General features: G+C 67.2%; 24 protein-coding genes and 1 riboswitch. Of the genes, 9 read left to right on the top strand and 15 right to left on the bottom strand.

All coding sequences use genetic code 11. The features are described 5' to 3' along the window. Positions 1-4 precede the first annotated feature (4 nt). A complete protein-coding gene (gene arsC, locus CEY09_RS17085) occupies positions 5-433 on the top strand; it encodes an arsenate reductase (glutaredoxin) (protein ID WP_088589553.1) in 429 nt (142 codons plus the stop codon). A 90-nt stretch (positions 434-523) separates the two neighbouring features. Beyond that, entirely contained in the window at positions 524-1,129 is a 606-nt protein-coding gene (locus tag CEY09_RS17080) for a phosphatase PAP2 family protein (protein ID WP_088589552.1), read from the top strand. A gap of 9 nt (positions 1,130-1,138) precedes the next feature. Here the strand turns inward: CEY09_RS17080 and CEY09_RS17075 are convergent, their stop codons facing one another. From CEY09_RS17075 to ogt, 3 genes are all read right to left on the bottom strand, one after another. Then, entirely contained in the window at positions 1,139-2,122 is a 984-nt protein-coding gene (locus CEY09_RS17075) for a Bug family tripartite tricarboxylate transporter substrate binding protein (protein ID WP_088589551.1), read from the bottom strand. Positions 2,123-2,224: 102 nt separating this feature from the next. Then, on the bottom strand, positions 2,225-3,310 hold the full coding sequence (locus CEY09_RS17070; RefSeq protein ID WP_088589550.1) for a tartrate dehydrogenase: 1,086 nt from the start codon (positions 3,308-3,310) through the stop codon (positions 2,225-2,227). A gap of 110 nt (positions 3,311-3,420) precedes the next feature. Beyond that, the gene (ogt, locus tag CEY09_RS17065; protein WP_088589549.1) at positions 3,421-3,945 is read right to left on the bottom strand and encodes a methylated-DNA--[protein]-cysteine S-methyltransferase; all 525 of its coding nucleotides are present in this window, start codon (positions 3,943-3,945) and stop codon (positions 3,421-3,423) included. A gap of 145 nt (positions 3,946-4,090) precedes the next feature. On the opposite strand from ogt, the gene CEY09_RS17060 reads away from it, so the two are divergent. Next, positions 4,091-5,536: an AlkA N-terminal domain-containing protein gene (locus CEY09_RS17060; protein ID WP_088589548.1), complete on the top strand. Its 1,446-nt coding sequence runs from the start codon at positions 4,091-4,093 to the stop codon at positions 5,534-5,536. A 19-nt stretch (positions 5,537-5,555) separates the two neighbouring features. Here CEY09_RS17060 and CEY09_RS17055 read toward each other — a convergent pair whose 3' ends face one another. Both CEY09_RS17055 and CEY09_RS17050 read right to left on the bottom strand, forming a co-directional pair. Then, complete coding sequence (locus CEY09_RS17055) at positions 5,556-6,680, bottom strand: extracellular catalytic domain type 1 short-chain-length polyhydroxyalkanoate depolymerase (RefSeq protein WP_088589547.1); 1,125 nt, start codon at positions 6,678-6,680, stop codon at positions 5,556-5,558. Positions 6,681-6,708: 28 nt separating this feature from the next. Further along, entirely contained in the window at positions 6,709-7,131 is a 423-nt protein-coding gene (locus tag CEY09_RS17050; protein ID WP_088589546.1) for a CopG family transcriptional regulator, read from the bottom strand. A 160-nt stretch (positions 7,132-7,291) separates the two neighbouring features. After that, positions 7,292-7,464: riboswitch (yybP-ykoY riboswitch) on the top strand. 9 nt (positions 7,465-7,473) lie between these two features. Here CEY09_RS17050 and mntP point away from each other — a divergent pair. Continuing rightward, positions 7,474-8,049 carry a manganese efflux pump MntP gene (gene mntP / locus CEY09_RS17045; protein ID WP_088589545.1) on the top strand — a complete coding sequence of 192 codons (576 nt, stop codon included), beginning with the start codon at positions 7,474-7,476 and terminating at the stop codon, positions 8,047-8,049. A 20-nt stretch (positions 8,050-8,069) separates the two neighbouring features. On the opposite strand, the gene CEY09_RS17040 is transcribed toward mntP, so the two are convergent. From CEY09_RS17040 to CEY09_RS17000, 9 genes are all read right to left on the bottom strand, one after another. Next, positions 8,070-8,975: a LysR family transcriptional regulator gene (locus CEY09_RS17040; RefSeq protein WP_088589544.1), complete on the bottom strand. Its 906-nt coding sequence runs from the start codon at positions 8,973-8,975 to the stop codon at positions 8,070-8,072. Positions 8,976-8,987: 12 nt separating this feature from the next. Continuing rightward, positions 8,988-9,470, bottom strand: coding sequence for a YajQ family cyclic di-GMP-binding protein (locus CEY09_RS17035; RefSeq protein WP_006222631.1), 483 nt, complete (start codon positions 9,468-9,470; stop codon positions 8,988-8,990). 84 nt (positions 9,471-9,554) lie between these two features. Next, positions 9,555-10,343 (bottom strand): heme ABC transporter ATP-binding protein, encoded by a 789-nt coding sequence (locus CEY09_RS17030; RefSeq protein WP_088589543.1) that lies wholly within the window; start codon positions 10,341-10,343, stop codon positions 9,555-9,557. Beyond that, positions 10,340-11,338 carry a FecCD family ABC transporter permease gene (locus CEY09_RS17025; protein WP_088589542.1) on the bottom strand — a complete coding sequence of 333 codons (999 nt, stop codon included), beginning with the start codon at positions 11,336-11,338 and terminating at the stop codon, positions 10,340-10,342. Before CEY09_RS17025 ends, CEY09_RS17030 begins: the two co-directional genes overlap by 4 nt. Beyond that, a complete protein-coding gene (locus tag CEY09_RS17020; RefSeq protein ID WP_088589541.1) occupies positions 11,322-12,155 on the bottom strand; it encodes a heme/hemin ABC transporter substrate-binding protein in 834 nt (277 codons plus the stop codon). The genes CEY09_RS17025 and CEY09_RS17020 overlap by 17 nt, the downstream gene beginning before the upstream one ends. A gap of 10 nt (positions 12,156-12,165) precedes the next feature. Next, positions 12,166-13,212, bottom strand: coding sequence for a hemin-degrading factor (locus CEY09_RS17015; protein ID WP_088589540.1), 1,047 nt, complete (start codon positions 13,210-13,212; stop codon positions 12,166-12,168). Positions 13,213-13,287: 75 nt separating this feature from the next. After that, positions 13,288-15,918, bottom strand: a complete 2,631-nt coding sequence (locus tag CEY09_RS17010; protein WP_088589539.1) for a TonB-dependent receptor — start codon at positions 15,916-15,918, stop codon at positions 13,288-13,290. 112 nt (positions 15,919-16,030) lie between these two features. Beyond that, positions 16,031-17,032, bottom strand: coding sequence for a FecR domain-containing protein (locus tag CEY09_RS17005; RefSeq protein WP_088589538.1), 1,002 nt, complete (start codon positions 17,030-17,032; stop codon positions 16,031-16,033). After that, the gene (locus CEY09_RS17000) at positions 17,011-17,520 is read right to left on the bottom strand and encodes a sigma-70 family RNA polymerase sigma factor (RefSeq protein WP_006222624.1); all 510 of its coding nucleotides are present in this window, start codon (positions 17,518-17,520) and stop codon (positions 17,011-17,013) included. The genes CEY09_RS17005 and CEY09_RS17000 overlap by 22 nt, the downstream gene beginning before the upstream one ends. Positions 17,521-17,676: 156 nt before the next feature. Between CEY09_RS17000 and CEY09_RS16995 the strand changes: the two genes are divergently transcribed. The 4 genes from CEY09_RS16995 (at position 17,677) to CEY09_RS16975 (ending at position 20,619) form a co-directional block, all read left to right on the top strand. Next, positions 17,677-18,144, top strand: a complete 468-nt coding sequence (locus CEY09_RS16995) for a CopD family protein (RefSeq protein WP_006222623.1) — start codon at positions 17,677-17,679, stop codon at positions 18,142-18,144. Positions 18,145-18,330: 186 nt separating this feature from the next. Beyond that, positions 18,331-19,191, top strand: a complete 861-nt coding sequence (locus tag CEY09_RS16990; RefSeq protein WP_088589537.1) for a hypothetical protein — start codon at positions 18,331-18,333, stop codon at positions 19,189-19,191. A gap of 249 nt (positions 19,192-19,440) precedes the next feature. Further along, the gene (locus CEY09_RS16980; protein WP_088589535.1) at positions 19,441-20,130 is read left to right on the top strand and encodes a helix-turn-helix transcriptional regulator; all 690 of its coding nucleotides are present in this window, start codon (positions 19,441-19,443) and stop codon (positions 20,128-20,130) included. Positions 20,131-20,199: 69 nt separating this feature from the next. Then, the gene (locus CEY09_RS16975; protein WP_088589534.1) at positions 20,200-20,619 is read left to right on the top strand and encodes a VOC family protein; all 420 of its coding nucleotides are present in this window, start codon (positions 20,200-20,202) and stop codon (positions 20,617-20,619) included. A 66-nt stretch (positions 20,620-20,685) separates the two neighbouring features. Here the strand turns inward: CEY09_RS16975 and CEY09_RS16970 are convergent, their stop codons facing one another. Next, entirely contained in the window at positions 20,686-21,819 is a 1,134-nt protein-coding gene (locus tag CEY09_RS16970; RefSeq protein WP_088589533.1) for a threonine synthase, read from the bottom strand. 97 nt (positions 21,820-21,916) lie between these two features. Between CEY09_RS16970 and CEY09_RS16965 the strand changes: the two genes are divergently transcribed. Then, positions 21,917-22,828 (top strand): LysR family transcriptional regulator, encoded by a 912-nt coding sequence (locus CEY09_RS16965; protein WP_088589532.1) that lies wholly within the window; start codon positions 21,917-21,919, stop codon positions 22,826-22,828. Positions 22,829-22,832: the final 4 nt, after the last annotated feature.

The raw sequence follows: 22,832 nt of genomic DNA, 5'->3' as shown, positions 1-22,832 counted from the left end.
CCCCATGTCCGATGTAACCATCTATCACAACCCCAAGTGCGGCACGTCCCGCAATACGCTGGCCATGATCCGCAACGCGGGCATCGAGCCGCAGGTGGTGCTGTACCTCGAAACGCCGCCCTCGCGCGCCACGCTGAAGGCGCTGTTCAAGCAGGCGGGCATCAGCGTGCGCGACGCGCTGCGTGAAAAGGGCACGCCCTACCTGGAATTGGGCCTGGACGATACGTCTCTATCGGACGACGCGCTCCTGGACGCGATCGAGCAGCACCCCATCCTGCTGAACCGCCCCTTCGTGACCACGCCGCTGGGCGCCCGCCTGTGCCGCCCCAGCGAACTGGTGCTGGACATCCTGCCAGCGCCCCAGCAAGGCGCATTCACGAAGGAAGACGGCGAACTCGTCATCAACGCCGACGGCAAACGCATCCAGAAGTAAAAGCGCGTACTCCGGCGCATTTTGTAAGCGGACTGACGGGAAACCTCTTTACCATCGCGGCTATTGATTATTACGCCGCGATGACGTGTCATGGATTTCCTGGAACCGCTGAACCAGTCCCTTTTTCTTCTGATCAACGCCGACCCGGCCACCCCGATCTGGCGGATCCATGCCGCCATGCTGGTGGCCAACCAGCTCATCCTGCTGGTGCCCGGAGCGCTGGCCGCGCTGTGGCTCTGGGGCGGCGAAGCGCAACGCAATCTGGCGCTGAAGGTGTTGGCGAGCATCGCCGTGGCGCTGTTCGCCAGCTACATCTGCGGCGCGCTGTGGCCGCATCCGCGCCCCTTCGCCATCGGCCTGGGGCAGGCTTTCTTCCCGCACAAGGCGACGTCGTCGTTCCCCAGCAATCACACCATCATCATCGCCACCTTCGCGTGCGCGCTGATCTTTGACCGGCGCTGGGCGGGATGGGGCTGGGCGACGCTGCTGGCCGCCGCCGTGGTTGGCACCTCGCGCGTCTACCTGGGCGTGCATTTCCCGCTGGATATCGCAGGCGGCCTGATCCTGGCGCCGCTTGCGGCCGGCGTGGCCGTCCCGGTATGGAACCGCGTCGGCGCGCCCCTGACGCGTATCGTGCAGGGCATCTACCGCAAGCTGCTGGCCCTGCCGATCGCGCGGGGCTGGATCCGCGCGTGACGGCAGCGCTCAGTTAATCGCCACCTTCGCGTCCTTCACGAGCTTGGCGTAGTTCTCGGTGTCGGCGCCGATGCGGGCCCGCATCTGCTCCGGCGTATCGCCGATGGGCACGGCGCCGATCTCGGCCATGCGGTGCGAGAAATCCGGCGACTGGATGATGGCCACCATCTCGGCGTTCAATTTCGTGACGATGTCTTTGGGCACGGCGGCCGGCGCCAGCACGCCAAACCAGGTCCCCATGTTGAACGGCTTCAACCCCGCCTCTTCCATCGTGGGCACGTCGGGCAACGCCGCCGACCGCTGATTCGTCGTCACGGCCAGCGCTCGCAGTTTGCCGCTCTGGATATGCGCCAGCACCGGCGTGATGGTGTCGAACGACATATCGATCTGGCCGCCCAGCAGGTCGGTCGTCAACGGGCCGCTGCCCTTGTACGGCACATGCAGCAAATGCACCTGGCCGGCGTGCTCGAACTGCGCGCCGATCAGGTGCTGGCCGGTGCCCATGCCGTTGGACCCGTAAGTCAGCTTGCCCGGCGCGGCCCGCGCCAAGGTCAACAACCCCTGCACGTCCTTGGCGTCCACCTTGGGATTGACCACCAGCACATTGGGCACCAGCGCCACCGTCGTGACCGGCGCGAAATCCTTCTGGAAGTCGTAATGCAGGCTCTTGTAGACGCTGGTGGCGATGGTGTGATGCACGGCGCCCATCAGCAGCGTGTAGCCGTCCGGCGCCGCACGGGCCACATAGTCCGCACCCAGGGTCGACCCCGCGCCCGGCTTGTTTTCCACCACCACCGGCTGGCCCAGGCGCTTGGCCAGTTCCTGCCCCAGCGCGCGCGCCAGCACGTCGGTCGTGCCGCCGGCCGGGAACGGCACGATCAGGTTCACCGGCCGCGCGGGATACGTCTGCGCCACCGCAACGCCACCCGCCAGGGGCAGGCTCAACAGGCACGCGAACGCCAGGGCGCGCGTGCGTAAGGCTTGCTTGGACATGCTTGTCTCCTTGGGATACGAATGGACTTCGCTTCTTTTTGTATTGCCGGAAACCGCCCCGGGTCTGTCGCCCAGGATCGGTTTTTCGGGTAGTGCGTGTGCCTACGCCGCCCGGGCCTGCCCGCCCGCGGCCAAGCGCGCGCATACCGCGGCCGTCACCTGCTCCGTCGTGGCCTGGCCGCCCAGGTCGCGCGTGTGCAAGGCCGGATTCGCCGTCACGCTTTCGATGGCCTGCATCAGCCGCGCGGCCGCTGCGTGTTCGCCCAGATGTTCCAGCAGCATCACCACCGACCAGAACGTGCCGACCGGATTCGCGAGGCCCTTGCCCATGATGTCGAAGGCCGAGCCATGGATCGGTTCGAACATGGACGGATAGCGGCGTTCCGGATCGATATTGCCCGTGGGCGCGATGCCCAGGCTGCCGGCCAGCGCAGCCGCCAGGTCGCTCAGGATGTCGGCGTGCAGGTTGGTGGCCACGATGGTGTCCAGCGACGCCGGACGGTTGACCATGCGCGCGGTGGCGGCATCGACCAATTCCTTGTCCCACGTCACATCCGGGAACTCGCGGCTGACCTGCAGCGCGATCTCGTCCCACATCACCATGGCATGGCGTTGCGCGTTCGATTTGGTGACGACGGTCAACAGCTTGCGCGGACGCGACTGCGCCAGCTTGAACGCAAAGCGCAGGATGCGTTCCACGCCCGCGCGCGTCATGATCGAGACGTCGGTGGCGGCTTCGATGGGGTGCCCCTGATGCACGCGGCCGCCCACGCCCGAATACTCGCCTTCCGAGTTCTCGCGCACGATCACCCAGTTCAGTTGTTCCGGCGTGCAGCGCTTGAGCGGCGCGTCAATGCCGGGCAGGATGCGCGTGGGACGCACGTTGGCGTACTGGTCGAAGCCCTGGCAGATCTTCAGGCGCAGGCCCCACAGCGTGATGTGATCGGCGATGTCGGGGTCGCCGGCCGAACCAAACAGGATCGCGTCCTTGTCGCGCAGGGCATCCAGCCCATCGGCCGGCATCATCACCCCGTGCTTGCGGTAGTAGTCGCCGCCCCAGTCGAAATCCTGGAATTCGAAACGCAGGCCGTCCTGTACGGCCAGCGCTTGCAGGATGCGCTGGCCGGCGGGAATCACTTCCTTGCCGATGCCGTCGCCGGGAATGGTTGCGATGCGATAGGTCTTCATGGCCGACAGGCCTCCTTGCTGATAAGGGTCTGTCGGCACTTTACTGAGCGCCGGCGCCGCGGACGGCGCCGGAATTCACAACATCTTTAACCTGGAGTTGAAAGTGGCGCTCAGTGCGCGGCATGCCGGGCTTCGTGTTCCAGCAGCCAGCGCTTGCGGTGCAGCCCGCCGCCGTAGCCGGTCAACGACGCGTTGGCGCCGATCACCCGGTGGCAAGGAATCACGATGCCAACCGGATTGGCGCCGTTGGCCAGCCCGACCGCGCGCACGGCGGTAGGCCGTTCGATGCGCCCAGCCAGGCTGCCATAGCTGACGGTCTGCCCGCCCGCGATACCGCGCAGCGCCTGCCAGACCTGCCGCTGGAAGTCGGTGCCGCCCAGCGCCACGGGTAGATCGTTGATGGCGGTCACTTCGCCGTCGAAATACGCTTCCAGCGCGCGGCGCGGCACGGAGGGCTGGCCGGCGTCCCGCACCTGCACGGCGTCTTTGCCGTACTGGCGCCGCAGCAGCGTATGCATGCGGGATTCGTAGTCTTGCCAATCGACCGCGCGCAACTGCTGCTGGGCATCCGTCAGCACCAGCATCTGGCCCAGCGGGGTGGAAACGCGTTCCAAAGAGAATGAGTGGATCGGCATGGCCGGCTCCCGGTGAAGTCGCAACAAGGCCAATATAGAACCGTGCAGGGCGTGCCGCTGGCGGTTTTCGGACACCAGTGTGATCGTCACAACCGTGTCCGAAAACCGCTAGATCCCGGCCCGGGCGCGGCAGTAGTATCGGTTCATGGACCTGAACCACGACGCCTGCTATAGCGCCATCCAAGTGCGCGATGCCCGTTACGACGGCCGCTTCTTCACGGCCGTCAAGACAACCGGCATCTATTGCCGCCCGGTGTGCCCGGCGCGTACGCCGCTGTCGAAGAACGTCACGTTCTTCTCGACGGCTGCCGCCGCGCAAGAGGCCGGCTTTCACCCCTGCCTGCGCTGCCGGCCCGAGACGGCGCCGGAAATTGGCCCCGGACACGAATTGCCCGACAGCGTGGCGCGCGCCTTGCAACTGATTGAACTGGGCGCGCTGGACGACGACGGGGTGGATACGCTCGCCCAGCGTCTGGGCGTGGGGGAACGCCAATTGCGCCGCCAGTTTCGCCAGCATCTGGGCGCCTCGCCCGTGGCGGTGGCCCAGACGCGCCGCGTGCTGCTGGCCAAGCAGCTCATCCACGAAACCCATTTGCCCATCGCGGAAATCGCCTTCGCCTCGGGCTTTGGCAGCATCCGCCGCTTCAACGAGATTTTCCTGGACCTGTTCGGCCGTGCCCCGGGCGAGCTGCGCCGCTCGGAAAAACCCGAGGTGTCCGCTGGCCGGCACGGCGAGATCAAGCTGCTGCTGCGCTATCGCCCGCCCTACGACTGGGAGGCCATGCTGGCCTTCCTGCGGTTGCGCGCCATTGCCGGCATTGAACACGTGACAGAGGACAGCTACGCGCGCACGGTCAGCCTGGACGGCCACCAGGGCACCCTCACCGTGCGCCCCGGCACCGGCAATGCGCTGCAGGTCACCGTGCGCTTTCCTCGCCTGCAGGCGCTGCCCGCCATCATTGCGCGGGTGCGGCGCGTGTTCGACCTGGCCAGCGATCCGGTCGCCATCGCCGCGCAATTCGCTGGCGACCCAGTCATGACCTCGCTGATCCAGACCCGGCCCGGCCTGCGCGTGCCGGGTGCCTGGGATGGATTCGAATTGGCGATGCGGGCCGTCCTGGGGCAGCAGATCACCGTCGTCGCGGCCATCCGCCTGGCCGGCAAGCTGGTGGCGGCGTATGGCGCGCCCATGGCCGAACCCGAAGGCGCGCTGACCCATGTCTTTCCAGAGCCCGCGGTCATCGCCGCGGCCGATCTGGCCACGTTGGGGATGCCCCGAAGCCGCGCCGCCACGCTCTCCGCCGTGGGCGCTGCAGCGGTGGCGGACGAGCACCTGTTCGACGCCGGCAGCGGGCTGGAAGAAGCCGTCGCGCGTCTGCGCCAGATCAAAGGCGTGGGGGAATGGACGGCGCAGTACATTGCCCTGCGCCAGCTGCGTGAACCCGACGCCTTCCCGTCGGCGGACATCGGCCTGATCCGCGCGCTGGAAAAACTGGAATCGCGGGAAGTCACGCCCGCGCAGCTATTGGCACGATCCGAACAGTGGCGGCCGTGGCGCGCCTACGCGGCACAGCATTTGTGGACCGCGTAGGCGCTTGCGCGGGCCGCTGCTAGCGCTGGTGGCCCAACGAACGTTCGAAGAAGAACCGCAGCATCTCGGCCGTGGCATCCGGACCGGATTGGTCCGTATAGGATCCGCTTGCCGACCCGCCGGCCCAGGCATGACCGGCGCCATGGATCTCCCAGCGTTCGGCGCTGATGTCGCCCTTGGGGTTGCGGTACAGGTACCGGGTGCTGTGGCGTTTGCCGCCAGCCCCCGGCACGCGGCAGGTCTCCACCGGTGCGGCTGCCCCAGCGCTGGCCGCAGCCACTGCCTGGCCATTGCCCGGATGCACCGTTGCGTCGCGGTCCCCGTGAAAGACGATCGTGGGCACCCCGCTCGCGGCCTGCCCCGCTGTGTGGATGCCCGCGCCCTTCATGGCCGAGAGCGCGGACGGCAGATCAGTCGCCACACCGGCCGCCAGCCCCGAATGCACGCCCGCGGCGGCGAACAGGTCGGGATAGGCGCCCGCCAGGATGGCGGCCATCGCGCCGCCCGCCGACAAGCCTGCCACGTAGACACGCTGCGGGTCGATCGCGTGCGAGTCGATGACGGCGCGCGTCATGCCGGCCAATATTTCAGGTTCGCCCCGACCCCGCTGCTGATGATTGTGCTTGAACCAGTTCCAGCATTTCTGCGGATTGGTCTCGCGCGACTGCACGGGATACAGCACATAGAAGCCCTGCGCTCGCGCGGCCTGGTTCATGGCGGTGCCGGCAGCGAAATCGTCGGCGTCCTGCGTGCAACCGTGAAGCATGACGACCAGCGGACGGGGCTCGGCGCCCGCGTTGGGCGGCACGTAAAGCTTGTAGCTGCGGTGCCCCCCTGCGTTGCGGAAGGATCCCACGGTGAACGTGTCGCCTGCCGTGGCCGGCTTGTCCGCAGGCCGGGCAACGCCGTCGACCGTAGCCGTAGCCGTAGCCGTAGCCGCGGCCGTAGCCCTTGCCGACGGGGCGGCGGGTTCGGGGACCTCCCAAGCCTCGACATCGATGACGTCGGAATCGTCCTCGCGAGCAGGCGCGGCAGTTGCCCCGCCCCGCAACGCGGCCTGGATGGCGGCAGTCGCTGCGGCCAGATCGCCGGAACGTGTGAGCCGGGTGGCCTGGTTCATGAGTTGCTGGAATTCGGGGTGCATGGCGTTACCTTGACGGCTAGGGGGAAAGTCAGCGGATGCGCTGACGCAGGGCAGCTTTGACGGCGGCGCTGGCATGCAAGGCGCCCAGGACCGTCACGGATTCGATGGTGGCAAGCGCCAGTTCGGGGGTGACGTCCGGCGCGATGGTCGCCAGCCCCAGCACCCGGATTTGCAGCATTTCCCCCGCCGCCTGAACCGCACGCAGGTCCTGCGAGGTGTAGTGCTGGATGCCCAGAACCAGCGTCTTTCGGCTGACCGCCTGACGAACGGCTTCGCCGTGCGTGGCCAGTTGATTGCGGATGGCTGTCCGTATCAGGTCGGTGCGGTTCGCATAGAACCCTTCCTGCACAAGAAGATCGATATGGCCCAAGTCGACGTACCCGAGATTGATGGTGATCTTCTCATCGGGGGGCTTGGGAACGGAGGCGAGGGAGGGAGGACGAGGAGGCATGACGGAATATTAAAAACATCCACTTGGATGGTCTATGGATGTTTCAACTTGCCATATTTGAGGCCTTGCCGCCGCGGTTTGCCAGTGCGCAACCCGGTCGGACATTCCCCCGCGCGCCTTGCGGGCTGTCATACGCCCGACGGCCAGCTCTGCTAGACTGCGTTCACTCTTTGGGGAGTAGCCGCCTTTCGGCCTGTTCTGAAAGGGCTTACGTCAACATTCTTGGCCCTAGCCGGCCATGGCGTAAGCGGCATTGCGCTTGGCGAGACCACGGACTTTTCACACGACGCTGGGCGGTGTGAAGGGTCTGTGCCGTTCTCGCCCGGTTGGACCCCTCTCTCCATGAATGCCCTCTCCCTCATTGTTCTTGCGTTCGCCATGTCGACGGACGCGTTCGCGGCCGCGATCAGCAAGGGCGCCGCCCTGCACAAGCCCCGCCTGCCCGAAGCCCTGCGCACCGGTGTGATCTTCGGAGTAATCGAAGCAATCACACCTGTGATCGGCTGGGGACTGGGCTCCGTCGCGGCAAAATTCGTGGCCGACTGGGATCATTGGATCGCGTTCGGGATGCTCTGTATTCTCGGGGTGCTGATGATCCGCAACGCCTTCAAGGAGGAGGACGAAGACGCCGCGCCGGTCGCCCGCCATTCCTTCTGGCTCCTGGCCGCGACCGGATTCGCCACCAGCATCGACGCGATGGCCGTAGGCGTCGGCCTGGCATTCGTCGACGTGAACATCGTGGTGGCCGCCATCGCGATTGGCCTGGCCACCACCTTGATGGTGACGATCGGCGTGATGCTGGGCCGCGCGCTGGGCAGCGTGGCGGGCAAGCGCGCCGAAGTGCTGGGCGGCATCGCGCTGATCGGCATCGGCTCGCTGATCCTGTACGAGCACCTGACGGCAGCGGCCACGGCCTGATGCCCAGAAAGTTCGGGCCGTCACCAGGTACTGTCCGACCCTTTCTGGAAATACCCCACCAGGAAATCCACAAACACGCGGACCTTCGCTGACAGGTGGTGCCGCTCCGGAAACACCGCGTAGATGTCCGCTTGCGGCAGGGCGTAGTCTTCCAGCACGCGCACCAGCCGGCCGCTGCGCAGGTAGCGAGCCAGGTCCCACTCCGCGCGTTGCAGGATGCCCAGGCCGGCCAGGCCCCAGGTCAGCGTGACTTCCCCGTCGTTGCTGCTGAGGTTGCCGCGCACCTTCACGGTTTCGCTGCGGCGGCCTTTCGTGAACCGCCACAGTCCGTAGGCGGCCTCGTTCTGGCGCAGCACGATGCACTGGTGCCTCGTCAAGTCATGCGGTGTGGCCGGCACGCCGTGCGTTTTCAAGTAGGCGGGGGACGCGCAGACCAGCCGCCGGTTGGGCGCGATCTTGCGGGCAATAAGGCGGGTGTCGGGCAGGTCGCCGAAACGGACCGCGACGTCGAACGCGTCCTGCACGAAGTCGGCAGGGCTGTCGGTCAGCTGCAGTTGCAGCGAAACTTCAGGATATTTCGCGGCGAATTCCGCGATGGCAGGCGCGATATAGCTGCGGCCGAAACCTAGCGGCGCGTTGACCTTCAACAAACCGCGCGGGCTCGCCTGGCGGCTGGCGATCAGTTCGTCCAGGTCGTCGATTTCGCCCAGGATGCGGCGGGCGCTTTCCAGGTAGACCTCGCCTTCGGCCGTGAGGCTCAGGCGCCGCGTGCTGCGGTTGAACAGGCGCACGCCCAGGCGCGCCTCGATCTGGGCCAGCCGCTTGCTGACCGCAGCCGGCGTGACATCCAATTCCCGCGCGGCCGCCGACATGCCGCCGGCGCGCGCGAGTTCAACGACAAGTTGCAGCTCCGTGGAATGACCCATGAGCCGGCGACATCAATCGCGGAAGTTCTCAAACTGCAGGGGCAGGTCGACGTCGGTCTTCTTCAGCAGCGCGATAGCGGTCTGCAGATCGTCGCGCTTTTTGCCGGTGATGCGCAGCTTGTCGCCGTTGATCTGGGATTCCACTTTGAGCTTGGCGTTCTTGATGGCGGCGATCAGTTTCTTGGCCACCGGCTGTTCGATGCCCTGCTTGATCGTGACCTTCTGGCGCGCGCCGCCCAGGTTCTCCAGGGGGTCGGCCACGTCCAGGCAGCGCACGTCGATGCCGCGGGCCGACAGGCGGCCGCGCAGGATGTCGAGCATCTGCTTCAACTGGAACGCGCTGGAAGCGACCTGGGTCACGACGAAGCCTTCCAGTTCGAACTTGGCGTCGGTGCCCTTGAAGTCGAAACGGGTGGAAAGTTCGCGGTTCGCCTGGTCGATGGCGTTGGTGAGTTCGTGTTTGTCGACTTCGGAGACGACGTCAAAAGTAGGCATGACACGGGTCCTGTTGGGTGATAAGTGAAAAAGGCGAATACATGCGTATCGCCTATTTTACCGGCCCCACGGCCCGTGTCCCCATCACCCCGTCAACACCAGCAGCCGCCCCGCTTGCAGCGGGTGTGCAATCACTTGCGCGTCGATCCCGTAAGCCAGATACAGGTTGGCCGGCGTCAGCACCTGCGCTGGCGTGCCCAGCGCGATGCCGCAGCCCCCGCTCAGCAGCAGCAGGCGGTCGCACCAGCGCGCAGCCAGGTTCATGTCGTGCAGAATCACCAGTACGCCCGTATTGCCGGCATGCGCCAGTTCCCACGCGCGGCCAAGCAGGTCGCCCTGATGCTTGGGGTCCAGGCTGGCCGTGGGCTCGTCCAGCAGCAGGTAGCGCGCTTCGCCCGGCGCCCGCGCGGCATGGCACTGCACCAGCACCCGCGCGAACTGCACACGCTGCTGTTCGCCGCCGGACAGTTCGGGATAGCGGCGCCCGCCCAGGTGCGCCACGTCGGCCAATTCCAACGCCTGCGTCACCAGCGCACCTACCTGGCCGGGCGGCAGTTCGGGAAACGGGTAGGCGCCCATGGCGACCACCTCGCGCACGTCCAGGTCGAAGGTCAGGCCGGGTTTTTGCGGCAGCACGGCGCGGCGGCGCGCCTGCTCCCGATGCGGCATTGCAGCCAGCGCGGCGCCGTCCAGGCGTGCGTGGCCGGAGTCGGGCGTCAGTTCGGACGCCAGCGCGCCCAGCAGGGTCGACTTGCCCGCGCCGTTGGCGCCCAGCAGGCCCACCACTTCGCCCGGGCGCACGTCCAGCGACACGTCGGTCAGGATGCGGGCGCCCCCGCGGGACAAGGTCAGGTTTTGCGCGGCAAGCGTCATCCGATCCTCCTTCCACGCGCCAGCAGCCACAGGAAGAACGGCCCGCCCACCAGTCCCGTCACCAGGCCGATGGGCAATTCCGCCGGCACGACAACCGTGCGGGCCGCCCAGTCCGCCAATACCAGCGCCAGCGCGCCCGCGATGACGGTAGCCGGCAGCAGCCAGCGGTGGTTGGCGCCCAGCGTGATGCGCACCAGGTGCGGCACCACCAGCCCGACGAACACAATGGTGCCCGTGGCGGCGACCAGCGGGCCGACGATCAGCGCGCTGGCCAGCACCAGCTTGGCCCGCACGCGTTTGAGCGCATAGCCCAGATGCTGGGCCTCGCGTTCGCCCAGCAGCAAGGCGTTCATGACGCGCCACTGGCTGACCAGCCATGCGCTCACAAGCAGGACCCAGGGACCCAGGAACGCCAGCAGCTTCCAGTTGGCGCCGCCCAGGCTGCCCATGTTCCAGAAAGCCAGGTCGCGCAGTTGCGCGTCGGTGGCAATGAAGGTCAGCACGCCGATCAGGCTGAACGCCATGGCGGTGATCGCCACGCCGGCCAAGAGCAGGCCCGCCACGCCGGGCACCCGCCGGCCCACTGCGTAGGCGCAGAGCGTGGCCAGCAGGCTGCCCACGAACGCCATCGGCGCCGTGACCCAGAACCCGCCCGAGAACAGCACGATGGCGGCCACCGCCCCCAACGCTCCGCCTGCTGAAATGCCGATCAGGCCGGGTTCAGCCAGCGGATTGCGAAACAGCGCCTGCATGGCGGCGCCCGATATCGCCAGACCCGCCCCCGTCACCATTGCGAACAGCACGCGCGGCAAACGGATGTCGATCAGCACATTGCGCCACAAGGCGTTTTCGGGCGTGGGCGCGCCCCACAGCAGGGACGGCAGTTCGCGCAGGGGAATTGCTACCGCGCCATGGGCGGTGGCGGCCAACGCCGCCAACACCAGGGCCGCGGTCAAGAGGCCCAACGCCAACGGCGCGCTAACGCGCCATGACATCCGCGACCTCCTTTTTCAGCTGGGTCAGCGCCAGGGGCAGACGGGGCCCCATGCCCAGGATCAGCAAGTCGTCCATCACCACCACCCGCCGCTTGGCCGCTGCTTGGGTGGAAGCGATGCCCGGCAGGCGCAGGAAGGCCTCCATGCCGCCGCCCGCGTCCAGCGACGCTTGCGTCACCACGATCAGATCGGGCGCCAGGGCGCCGACGGCCTCGGCCGACAAGGGCTTGTAACCCTGCCGGTCATGCAGCACGTTGACCAGGCCGGCAAGATGCATGACTTCGTTGGCGGCGGTGTCGCGGCCGGCGCCTTGCGGCGACCCGGTCCGGTTGATCAGCAGCAGCGCGCGCGCCTTCGTGGCAGGCAAGGCCTCGGCGCGGGCCAGCTCGCGCGTGATCTCGTCCACCATGCGTTCGCCAGCCGGCGCCACGCCCAGCGCGTCGGCCACGCCGCGGATGCGCGCCTTCAGCGACTCCACCGAGGGCGCGTCCGACACGGTGACGACCCGCACGCCCACGCCGGCCAGGCGCTTGAGCGCATCCGGCGGGCCGGCCTGCTCGGACGCCAGGACAAGATCCGGTTTCAAGGACAGCACGCCTTCCACCGGCACGGCGCGGTAATAACCCACGCGCGGCAGCTTGGTGGCAGCCTCGGGATACAGGCTGGACAGGTCATCGCCCACCAGCCGGTCGCCCTGCCCCAGGCCATAGACGATCTCCGTCACACTGCCGCCCAGCGTCACCACCCGGCTGGGTTCGGCGGCATGAACCGCTGCCGCCACGACCCAGCCCAATGCAATTGCCAGCCACTTTTTCATCAACGGATCCTCAGGCGGCCAAGGGCGCGCCGCACAGGCTGACCATCAATTCGCGCCAGCCGGTCAGTTCAGGCTTGCCCGGTTTGCGTTCGCCGAAGAACTGCACGATCAGGTCGCCGTTGGCGGCATACACCTCCAGCGACGTCACCCAGCCGTCGGACGTGGGCTTGTTCACTACCCAGGCCGATGCGATGGCGGTCGTGTCCAGGTGCAGGTTGAACTTTGGGTCCAGCACGTTGTACCAGGGGCCGGTGCGGCGCAACTGCTCGACCGGGCCGCTGTGAATCTGGATCATGCCGCGGTTGCCCACGAAGCACATGATCGACAGGCCGGATTCCGCGGCCGACTGCAGCATGCGTTCCACGGAATCCGCGGGCACGGGCTGCGCCAGGTCTTCGCCGGCTGCGGCCAGCGCGGCCAGGCGTGAGACCTTGAACTTACGCAGCAGCGGAAAGAACTCATGCGTGTCCTTCATGCCCAGCCACGCCTCGCGCCAACCCGCCGCGTCCTCGACTGCTTCGGCGTCGGTAACGGGCGCATAGGCGGTGGTTTCCGGCCACTGCGGTTCGCCCGCGAACTTGGCGACCAGCGCGTCGTAGGCGGCGGCGTCCGTCGCGTCGGTACGGTAGACCTTGTGCACGGCCACGCCGGCGCCGTCGAAGAACTGCAAGCTATGGCGCCCGTCCTGCTGGACCGCCCAGGCGGACTTCCAGGCCGTGAAGAACACGCGCAGGTCGATATCGGGCCCCAACACCAGGCCCACCGGGCCGTCGGCCTGGATGTCCAGGTATTCGCCGTGGCGTTCGTGCACGCACCAGTCGTTGCGCGTCAGCGCCATCACTTCGCCCAGCGTGCCCAGTTCGCGAAAGATGGCTTGCGGCGTGCCATGCAGCGCCGTCGCCGTCACGCCGCCACAGCCGGCAGCGACCCATTCGGCTTCGGACACGCCCAGCGCCTGGGCCAGGTTGCGGGCGCGCAGCCCGGGTTGCGAGGCCGCCAATTCGTCGTTGCGGGCGCGCAGCGCTTCTGCGCGGGAGTTGAAATCTTGATTCGTCATCGTGGGCCCTCCGGCCGGAGCAAAGCATTCTTGAAAAACCGCCGCCGCCCACCTGCGGGCGGCGGCGGCGCGAAATCAATACTGGTAGGTCAGCGACACGCGCACGCTGCGGCCCGGTTCCGTGTACCAATCCACCGTGCGCGGCAGCGCCTGGGTACCCGCGGTCGGCACGTTGATGGCCTCCCAGTATTTCTTGTCGAACAGGTTGAACACGCCAGCCTGCACCTGCAGCCCCTTCACCGCCGCGGGGCGCCAATAACCCATCAAGTCCACCACGCCGTAGCCCGGGGCCTGGAAGTCGGCGGTCGCCGCCGTCGGCGTGCTGTCGGGATACTCGACCTTGTCGCGCTTGAGCGCGGTGGTCAGCAAGGCATCCACGCCCCACACGTCACGGCCGTAGCCCACGCCCAGGATGGCCTTCAGCGGCGCCACCGAATTCAGGTACTGCCCCGTGCCTTCGTCCTTGCCCACGGTCCATGCCACTGAGCCCCAGGTGCGCCAACCCGGCGCGAACTTCCAATGCGCGCTGGCTTCGGCGCCGTAGATGCGGACCTTGGCGCGGTTCACGTTACCCGTGATGCCCAGCGGGTACTGCCCGGCCCAGCCCGGCTGCCACTGCGGCGAATCGGGGCTTAGCGGCTGATTCGCATCAATAAAGTTCTGATAACGATTATCAAACAACGATACCGCACCGCCCAGATCGTCGGTGCCCATCTTGGCGCCCAACTCCCAACCCTTGCTGGTTTCGGGCTTCAGATAGGGATTGCCCACGCGCAGATAGGTTCCTGGCCCGCCGTAGTTGGTGTAGAGCTGGCTGACGGTGGGCGCCTTGAATCCGTAGGCGTACTGGGCGTAGACGCTCAACTGCTCCATCGCTTTCCAGGTGCCCAGCAACTTCGGCGAGAAGCGGCTGCCGCTGTTGGACGGCGGCAAGGCGCCGGCGTTGGGATTGCTTTCGTAGCTGGCGGTGGACTGCGGCTTTTGCTCGTAGTGGTCGTAGCGCAGGGCCGGCATGACCGTGTAGCGGCCGTCGCCGAAGGTGAATTCGTCCTGCACCCACAGGGCCCACTGGTTGCCCTTGGATTGCGGCACGTCGGCCTGGTTGGTGTGCAGCATGTCGCACGAACGCGGGCCGAATAGCGCCGGGGTGCCCGGCGGCAGCACGGGGCAATTGTCGTAGCCGCTGGAGTTCTGCTCGGTCTTGTTGCCGTACCACTCGCCGCCCACCGTCCACAGCTGCGACACCGACGCGCCGCCCAGCCGTTTGGTGAGTTCGCCGTTCACGCCGAACAGCGTCTGCTGGATGGAGTTGCTGCGGCCGTAGGGGCCGCTGGGAAAGCCGTAGCGAAACGGATCGCCGGGGATGATGTTCGCGCGGGAATCCACGCTGCGCACGCCGTCCAGGGAATTGTCCAGCCGCACGCGTTGCCAATAGACGACAGCGGTGGCGGTGTCGATCAGGCTGCCTTCGCTGGGGGCCTTGTAGGAATAGTCGAAGGACACGCGCTCGCGCTCGGTTTCCTTCTTTGTGCTGTTTTCGCCGTACAGGTAGCTGGTGCCGGCGCCCTGGTCGTACATGTTGTCGATGTCGGCGCGGCGCTTGAAGTACTCGCCCGTCAGGCCGAAGCGGTGGCCGCCTTCGACGCGCTGCTGCAGCTTCATCAGGAAGCTTTGCTGGTCGTAGTCTTCGGGGCTGGGCTGGCTGCGCTTGGGGCCATAGCCGCCGACGTCGCCGCGATTGTCGATGTCGTGGCCGTTGCGCACGCCCGCCTGCACCAGCCAGAAGGTGTTGCTGTGGATCTGGCCCGCCAGCGCGGCGTTGGCACCCCAGCTGGCGTCAGCGGAATCGTAGTCGGTCTTGGCCAAGGCGCCAAACGTCTTGCCGTCGGTCAACAGGTCGGACGGATCCAATGTGTACAGGTCAGCGGTGGCGGACAGGGCGCCAGAGCCGCCTCCAGTCGCATCGGCGCCGCGCACGATATCCAGCCGCGACAGGCTGTTGAAGTCCACGGCCTCCAGGCCGCCCTTCACGCCGCGCGCGCCATCGTCCAGCCACGGCAGACGGATGCCGTCCACGCGCGTGAGCACGCGGTCCTGGTCGAGGCCGCGGATGTTGATGCTGTTGGTCGTGCGATTGAAGTTCACGCCTGCTTCGGCGCGCTTGCCCAAGTCGCTCCAGTTCTTGATCTGAAGATCGTCCATCCGCTTGCGATCGGTGCTGGTTTCCCAGGCGGGCGTCACGACGGCGCCCTCGCCTTCCACCTGGACCGGCGTCAGCAGCGTCACGCCAGGCTGCGGCGCGGGCAGCAGCACGAACACGCCTGCGGTGCGCTCCTGCACGGCCAGGCCGCTGCCGGCCAGCAGCCGTGCAAAGCCTTCATTCACGGAATACGTACCCGCCAGCCCCCCCGTGCGGCGCTGCCCCACCAGCTGCGCGTCGAACAGCACCGTCACGCCGGCACTGTCTGCAAAGCGCGGCAGGGCCTCGGCCAGGGCGCCGGCCGGGATGCGATAGCCGCGCGCGGCAGCCTGGGCCGAGGCCTGCGCGGTCGATTGCGCTTGCGCGGCGCCCAGCGGCAGCATGGCGCCGGGCACGGCGGCGAACGCCAGCGCGGCATGCATGGCGCAAGTCAGGCGGGTCAGCCGGACCTGCGCGTCCGGAGCGGTTCGGGAGCCGCTTGCGCGGCCGGCGGGGAGATAAGCCATGGTCGTCCTTTCGATCCAACGGGTATCGGCATTCGTTTGCCTATACAGACCATGACCCTCGTGAATCGCGAATCGGACAGCTTGCGCGCCAGTATTTTGTAACAACGGAACGTCACGCCGCTGCCTCCCGCGGCCCGATGGTCACCCAATAGGCCGTGCGGTAGCGCACCTGCACCGGCAAGGTCGCGGGCAAGGCGGCCAGCACGGCATCGGTGTCGTTCAACTGGAAGGCGCCGGAGATACGCAGATGCGCGATCTCCGGATCGCAGCGCAGCACGCCCGAGCGGTATCGCCCCAGTTCGGAAGCAAAGGCGTCCAGGCGCAACTGATTGGCGTACAGCACGCCGCGCATCCAATCACTGGCATGCGGATCGGCGGCCGACGGCGCGGACACGCCGCCCTCGGTAAGGCTGCCTTGCTCACCCGCCACCAGGCTCAGCATGCGGCCGGGATGCGCGCCGCTGCTGACGCGGACCTGCCCTTCCTGCACGCTGACCTGGCATTGCGCCCCATCCTGGCGCACGCAGAAGCGCGACGGCATCGCCTCGATATCGCCCAGGCTCGTACGCACCACGAACGGGCGCGGGTGGGGCGAGGCGTCCGCCACCGCGTGCACGGCGATCTCGCCCGAACGCAGCCGCACCAGGCGGGTCGCGGCGTCAAACGCCACGTCCACGGCACTGGCCGTATTCAGATGCAGGGTGGAGCCGTCGGCAAGCGCCACGTTGCGCCGCTCGCCCGGGCCGCTGCGGTAGTCGGCGGTCCAGTCCAGGGGATCGGCGCGCCAGGCGGCCCAGCCCACGGGGCCGGCCACCACCAGCGCCACCAGCGCCTTCAGGGCCGCGCGGCGCTGCTGCAATTCAGGCCGGTTCAGGGTCGCCATGCCGAGCGCCGCCGGGATCAGGCCAAAGCGTTCGTTCACGCGTTGCGCACGCTGCCAGGCGTATTCGTGTTCGGCCTTGCTGGCGCGCCATTGATCGCAGGCGTGGACGTCCGCGTCGGTTGCGCGGCCCGAACTCAGGCGCAGCAGCCATCGCGCCGCTTCGCGCGCCACGTTGCGTTCGACGGCGGGCAATTCTCCGGCCGGGGCGCTCACATCACCGCCATGATGCATTGCTCGAACCCGCGGGCGATATAGCGGTGCACGGACCGCAGCGACACGTTCAGCCGCGCGGCGATTTCACCGTGGCTCAGCCCTTCCAGCTGCGCCATCAGGAACGCCTGGCGCGCCGGCAGCGACAGGCCGGACAGCATTTCGTCAATTTCTTGCAGCGTTTCCAGGATGATCAGGCGATGCTCGGCGGACGGCGCCACCGCTTCCGGCATCAGCGCCAGCGCTTCGAGGTACGCCTCTTCCACCGAACGGCGCCGGTGATGGTTCAGCAGCAGGCGCTTGGCGATCGTCGTGAGGTAGGCGCGGGGTTCGCGCAGGGCGTCCAGCTCGTGGCGGTGCCGCAGCACCCGCACGAACGTGTCCTGGGCCAGATCGGCCGCATCGAAGGTATTGCCCAATTTCGCGCGCAACCAGTTGTGCAGCCATCCATGATGAGTGCGGTACAAAAGTTGAACGGCGTCGCCTGAAGCGAGCACAGGGTTCGGCACGACGGGCTCCCAGAACGCTATACACAAATAAAAATCAATCTCATTCTAAATGCAAAACCATGATTCTGGTCAAGTTCGCGCCAGATTCTGTTGCGGCGATATGATGGGGACAGACCGGGCCGCACCCCGCGGCCCTTCCCTTGCAGGCAGCCACCCATGTTCTATAGCGTCTTGAAGTTCATCCACGTGATCGCCGTGATCCTGTGGGTCGGCGGCATGCTGTTCGCGCACTGTTTCCTGCGGCCGGCGGCCGCGCAGTTGGAACCGCCCGCGCGCCTGAAGCTGATGGCGTCGGTGCTGGGCCCCTTCTTGAACGCCGTGCTGGCGGCGATCGTGCTGATCCTGCTGACGGGCGTGTCGATGATCGGGCAGGAAGCCAGCCAGGCCGTGCGCACGGGCGGCGCCTTCTTCATGCCGCTGGCCTGGACGCTGATGGCCGGCGGCGGGATCGTGATGATGGCCATCTTCGGCCATATCCGGTTTGCGCTCTACAAGCGCCTTGCCGCTGCCGTGGCGGCGTCCGATTGGCCCAAAGGCGGCCAGGCCATGGCGGGCATCCGCCGCTGGGTCGGCGTGAACCTGGTGCTGGGCATCGCCATCGTGGCCATCGTCTTCCTGGTCTAAGGCCTGGGCGAGCCCCCCTTTCAGGATTGACGGGCCCCAGGCGGATACCATCCGCGGCCGCCACCTATCGGCCAAGCAGCGACTGGTATCGGGATTCTTTCGGCTGGTGCAATACCCCGTACATCCGCAGTGGCCACACTGCGGATGACTCTCGCGGGTCACGTCAACAACGACAAGGGATTCCCCATGATCAAACGTGCATTCCACCTGGCCGCCCTCGGCCTGTTCGCCTCCTCGTTTGCGGCCCACGCCGCAGCGCCCATCGACAACAGCGTCCTGGACAAACCGGAGTTCCGCGCCCACAAGGCGACCTACGGCGTGGTCTACCGCCTGCCTCAGGACGTCAACGCCGTTCTGGACGCCAAGATCACCGGCACGCTCAAGCAGGACCTGCTGGCGCTGGGCCTGAAAACCGAGGCCGAAACACCCAACATGCCGCATGTGACCGTGGTCCATATCCACAACGCCGACCCCGAGACGCCTGCCCGCATGCTGCGCGCGCTGCCCAAGCCGCCCGCCCCCCTGCAAGTCACGCTGAAAACCTTCTACCCGACCGAAGCCGCCAAGGGCGCGGGCCACCCCTGGTGGCTGGACCTGGGCGTCGTCAAAAGCGGCCAGGGGTTCGAAGACATGATGCGCTACAACACGGTGACGACCGCCGCCCTGGCCCCCTTGCGCGACGGCCCGCTGCCGCGCGTGACGGGCCCCGTCTACGCCAAGATGGGCGACGCAGGCAAGGATCTGGTCAAGACGATGGGCGTGAGCGGCGTGAACATCATGCAGGACGGCAAAGAGGTACGCGCCCATAACCCGCACACCACGCTCGTCTACAGCATGGCGATCTACGACACCCGCCTGCAGGACGCCATGAAGCAGGAGTCCGACAAGTTCAACGCCGTGCTGCCCGACGGCATCAACACCACGTTCAAGGACGTGTCCATCGTCGAAATCGGCTTTGCCGGCAACGTCGTGCGCGAGATCTATCGCGTCAGCCTGGAAGACGGCTCGGTGATCGACGTGGCGACGGGCAAGAAGGTCGGCTCCTAAGCCGGCTGAGCTGCAGGAGCCCCCACGCGCTCCTGCAGCACCTCGCGGATCTGGTCGCGCAGCCACGCCTGCTGCGGCGACGTGTGCTGGCGGGCATAGTGGTATGCGTAGTCCGTGTCTGATGATGGACTGCAACAGCCTGGACCTGGCCGGGCGCGTGCATGACTGGCTGATGGACCTGCCGCGGGGCTGACCCAATACTGCCATTTCATGGCAGCATATTGGCATCCGATTCCATCGCCCTGCCCCATGTCCCGCACCGAACGTCTGCTGGAGCTGCTCCAGACCTTGCGCCGCCACCGCCTGCCCGTCAGCGGCCACCGGCTGGCCGCTGAAATGGGCATCAGCCTGCGCACGCTGTACCGGGACATCGCGACGCTGCAATGCCAGGGCGCCGAGATCGAAGGCGAGCCCGGCGTGGGCTACGTGCTGCGCCCCGGCTTCATGCTGCCGCCCCTGATGTTCAGCACCGAAGAGATAGAAGCCCTGGTGCTGGGCACGCGCTGGGTGGCGGGCCGCTCGGACGAACGCCTGGGGCTGGCTGCCCGCAATGCGCTGGCCAAGATCGGCGCGGTGCTGCCGCAGGAACTGCGCGACGAGCTGGACGCCATTCCGTTGCTGGTGGCCCCCAGCGCCAGCGCAGTCGTCGACCGGGTCGACGTGGCGCTGATCCGCCAGGCGATCCGCAGCGAACGCAAACTGGAAATCCAATACCGCGACGACAAGGGGTCGGATTCCGCCCGCGTGATCTGGCCCTTTGCGCTGGGCTTTTTCGATAGCGTGCGGCTGGTCATGGCCTGGTGCGAACTGCGCCAGGATTTCCGGCACTTCCGCACCGACCGCATCGCCGCCGTGACTGCCGGCGACCGCTATCCGCGACGGCGCCACGCCTTGCTGAAAGAGTGGCGTGCGATCCACCAGGAACCCAAAAACACCTGATGCACACTACTGCCAAAAACTGACAGTACCCCTGCCTAACATGAGCGCATCAACCACCAGGAGCGCATCATGTCCGACACCAACTACGTCCTCTTCTACGTCGAAAAGCCCCAGGCCAGCGCGGCGTTCTACAGCGCGCTGCTGCAACGCCAGCCGGTCGAGAATTCCCCCACCTTCGCCCTCTTCGTGCTGGACTCCGGTCTGAAGTTGGGCCTGTGGTCGCGCTATACGGTGGAACCGCCCGCGGCCGGTCGCGGCGGCGCGTCCGAACTGGTGTTTGCCGTGGCCGACGCGGACGTCGTCAACCAGCGCCATGTGGAATGGAGCCTGCGCGGCCTGCCTATCCTGCAAGCGCCCACCGACATGGATTTCGGGCGCACCTTCGTTGCCCTGGATCCCGACGGCCACCGCCTGCGCGTGTTCTCGCCAGCGCCGCAGGCAACGGCCGCGCCCGAACCCGTCATTGCCGCAGCAGCCCAAGCCAGCTGAACCACAGGTAGTCCAGCGGCACCAGCAGCGCAAACGACAGCAATGCGGTCAAGCGGGCCACGTCGCTCACGCCGCCGAATACAGGTCCGTCATGAACTGGGTGGACTTGATGCCCGTTCCGGTCAGCAGGACCACGGTGCGTTCGTTGGCCTGGATCGCGCCGCGCGCTTCCAATACCTGAAGCGCCGCGGCCGCCGTGGCGCTGGTCGGCTCCGCGTACAGGCCCGACAGCGCCAGCCGTTTCACCGCGGCCACGATGTCCGCTTCCGGCACCGCCACCGTCTGGCCGCCGCTGGCGCGCACGGCCTGCAATACCTCGCGCAAGCGCACCGGATGCTTGATGGCCGTGCCTTCGGCCACGGTGGGCAGCGCCTCGCGCGGCACGGCGCTGTCCACGCCCGCATGGAAGCTGGCGTCCACCGGCGAACAATTCAGCGGCTGCGCCACGAAGAGCTTGGGCCGCCGGCGGATCTGTCCGGCCGCCAGCAACTCGGCAAACCCGATGGCGCAGCCCAGCACATTGCTGCCGGCGCCCGCCGGGATCACGACGTTGTCGGGCGCCTGGAAGCCAAAGTCTTCCCACATCTCGTACGCGATGGCCTTCGTCCCCTGCAGGAAGAACGGCTGCCAGTTGTGGCTGGCGTAGAAGATATCGCGCGAGGCGCGGATGGCTTCGGTCTGCGAGTTTTCGCGCGGGCCTTCCACCAGGCGCACGTCGGCGCCGAACGCGCGGATCTGCGCCACCTTGGCGATAGACGTGTAGGCGGGCGCAAAAATGGTGACCCCCATGTCCGCCGCTGCACCGAAGGCCGCGATGGCCGCGCCGCCGTTGCCCGAACTGTCTTCGGCAACAGCGGGGATGCCGATCTGGCGCAGCCATGACAGCATGACCGCCGCGCCCCGGTCCTTGAAGCTGCAGGTGGGGTTGAACCATTCCAGCTTGAAATGGGGCCGCAGGCCGCCCCAGGCACGCTCGACCATCGGCGTGGCGCCCTCGCCCAGGGAAACCGGCTGGGCGATGTCCTGCGGCAAGGCGGCGCGATAGCGCCAGATGGAACGGTCGCGCGTATCGATATCGTCGCGGGATATCCCCGGCAACGGCGAGATCATCAGCGGGGTTTGCGCGTCGGAACACCAGCGGGCATCGGTGATCGGGTAGCGTTCGCCGGAAAGCGGGTCCACATAGCAGGGTTGCGACATGAGGTAGGCAGGCAAGTCAGGAAAGCCGCCAGTCTAGGCTGGGCGTGCGCCGCAGCGTTGCAATATCATGTTGCGGAAAACGCAATGGAGAATCCGCATGGAACGAGGCGCGCTATGGGAATACCAGGTGTTCTGCGCCGTGGCCGAACGCCAGAGCTTCGTGCTGGCCGCGCGCGCCCTGGGCGCCTCGCCCAGCGCCGTGACGCGGGCCGTGCAAGCCTTGGAGCGCCAGGTAGGCGCGCAATTGCTGTTGCGCAGCAAGAGCAGCGTCGTGCTGACCCCACAGGGTGAAAGCTATTTCCAGTCGGCACGCGAGCTGCTGCGCCTGGAGGCCCAGGCCCGCGACGATTTGCAGGACGCACAAGGCGGCGTGCAGGGTCGCTTGCGCTTTTCGGCGCCGGATCTGCTGGGCGTGGCGCTGCTACCCGCCGTGCTGCGCCAGTATGCCGACGCGCATCCCGGCGTCAGCATGGACATCCTGTACACCGATAAATGGGTGGACCCGATCGCCGAAGGCCTGGACTTCGCGATCCGAGGCGGTTTTCCGGCGTCCAGCGACCTGCTGGGCGCGCGCCTCTGGCCATACGACCGGCTGCTGTGCGCCAGCCCGGATTATGTGCGCCGCATGGGCCTGCCCCGCGAACCCGAAGACCTGAGGTCGCATCGCCTGGTGATGCACACCGGGCCGCGCGTGCTGAAGGACTGGCACCTTCGGCAAGACAAGCGCATCGTGCGGCTGCACGCCGAACCCGCCGTGCGCGTCAGCAGCGGCAGCGGCTTGATGGCGATGGTCCTGCAAGGCATGGGGATCGCGCGGCTGGCGGACTGGGCCGCGCAGCCGGAGATCGAACGCGGCGCGCTGGTACGGGTGTGCCCGGCCTATACCGTGACCTCCGCCCAAGGCGCCGCGCCGCAGATGCACGCCGTGTACGCGTCGCGCTCGCTGCCGGCCCGCGCCCGCGCGATGCTGGCGGCGATCCGGCAATGCGGCAACGGCCCGGGGCGCTAGCGCC

This window comes from Achromobacter marplatensis (assembly GCF_002209535.1).
Taxonomy (GTDB): domain Bacteria; phylum Pseudomonadota; class Gammaproteobacteria; order Burkholderiales; family Burkholderiaceae_B; genus Achromobacter; species Achromobacter marplatensis.
The sequence above is the reverse complement of the archived record's forward strand: the minus strand, read 5'-3'. Positions and strand labels throughout refer to the sequence as shown.

Coding starts and splice junctions, on each gene's coding strand:
- arsC (WP_088589553.1), top strand. CDS start 5: ATGTCCGATGTAACCATCTATCACAACCCCAAGTGCGGCACGTCCCGC.
- CEY09_RS17080 (WP_088589552.1), top strand. CDS start 524: ATGGATTTCCTGGAACCGCTGAACCAGTCCCTTTTTCTTCTGATCAAC.
- CEY09_RS17075 (WP_088589551.1), bottom strand. CDS start 2,122: ATGTCCAAGCAAGCCTTACGCACGCGCGCCCTGGCGTTCGCGTGCCTG.
- CEY09_RS17070 (WP_088589550.1), bottom strand. CDS start 3,310: ATGAAGACCTATCGCATCGCAACCATTCCCGGCGACGGCATCGGCAAG.
- ogt (WP_088589549.1), bottom strand. CDS start 3,945: ATGCCGATCCACTCATTCTCTTTGGAACGCGTTTCCACCCCGCTGGGC.
- CEY09_RS17060 (WP_088589548.1), top strand. CDS start 4,091: ATGGACCTGAACCACGACGCCTGCTATAGCGCCATCCAAGTGCGCGAT.
- CEY09_RS17055 (WP_088589547.1), bottom strand. CDS start 6,680: ATGCACCCCGAATTCCAGCAACTCATGAACCAGGCCACCCGGCTCACA.
- CEY09_RS17050 (WP_088589546.1), bottom strand. CDS start 7,131: ATGCCTCCTCGTCCTCCCTCCCTCGCCTCCGTTCCCAAGCCCCCCGAT.
- mntP (WP_088589545.1), top strand. CDS start 7,474: ATGAATGCCCTCTCCCTCATTGTTCTTGCGTTCGCCATGTCGACGGAC.
- CEY09_RS17040 (WP_088589544.1), bottom strand. CDS start 8,975: ATGGGTCATTCCACGGAGCTGCAACTTGTCGTTGAACTCGCGCGCGCC.
- CEY09_RS17035 (WP_006222631.1), bottom strand. CDS start 9,470: ATGCCTACTTTTGACGTCGTCTCCGAAGTCGACAAACACGAACTCACC.
- CEY09_RS17030 (WP_088589543.1), bottom strand. CDS start 10,343: ATGACGCTTGCCGCGCAAAACCTGACCTTGTCCCGCGGGGGCGCCCGC.
- CEY09_RS17025 (WP_088589542.1), bottom strand. CDS start 11,338: ATGTCATGGCGCGTTAGCGCGCCGTTGGCGTTGGGCCTCTTGACCGCG.
- CEY09_RS17020 (WP_088589541.1), bottom strand. CDS start 12,155: ATGAAAAAGTGGCTGGCAATTGCATTGGGCTGGGTCGTGGCGGCAGCG.
- CEY09_RS17015 (WP_088589540.1), bottom strand. CDS start 13,212: ATGACGAATCAAGATTTCAACTCCCGCGCAGAAGCGCTGCGCGCCCGC.
- CEY09_RS17010 (WP_088589539.1), bottom strand. CDS start 15,918: ATGGCTTATCTCCCCGCCGGCCGCGCAAGCGGCTCCCGAACCGCTCCG.
- CEY09_RS17005 (WP_088589538.1), bottom strand. CDS start 17,032: ATGCATCATGGCGGTGATGTGAGCGCCCCGGCCGGAGAATTGCCCGCC.
- CEY09_RS16995 (WP_006222623.1), top strand. CDS start 17,677: ATGTTCTATAGCGTCTTGAAGTTCATCCACGTGATCGCCGTGATCCTG.
- CEY09_RS16990 (WP_088589537.1), top strand. CDS start 18,331: ATGATCAAACGTGCATTCCACCTGGCCGCCCTCGGCCTGTTCGCCTCC.
- CEY09_RS16980 (WP_088589535.1), top strand. CDS start 19,441: ATGTCCCGCACCGAACGTCTGCTGGAGCTGCTCCAGACCTTGCGCCGC.
- CEY09_RS16975 (WP_088589534.1), top strand. CDS start 20,200: ATGTCCGACACCAACTACGTCCTCTTCTACGTCGAAAAGCCCCAGGCC.
- CEY09_RS16970 (WP_088589533.1), bottom strand. CDS start 21,819: ATGTCGCAACCCTGCTATGTGGACCCGCTTTCCGGCGAACGCTACCCG.
- CEY09_RS16965 (WP_088589532.1), top strand. CDS start 21,917: ATGGAACGAGGCGCGCTATGGGAATACCAGGTGTTCTGCGCCGTGGCC.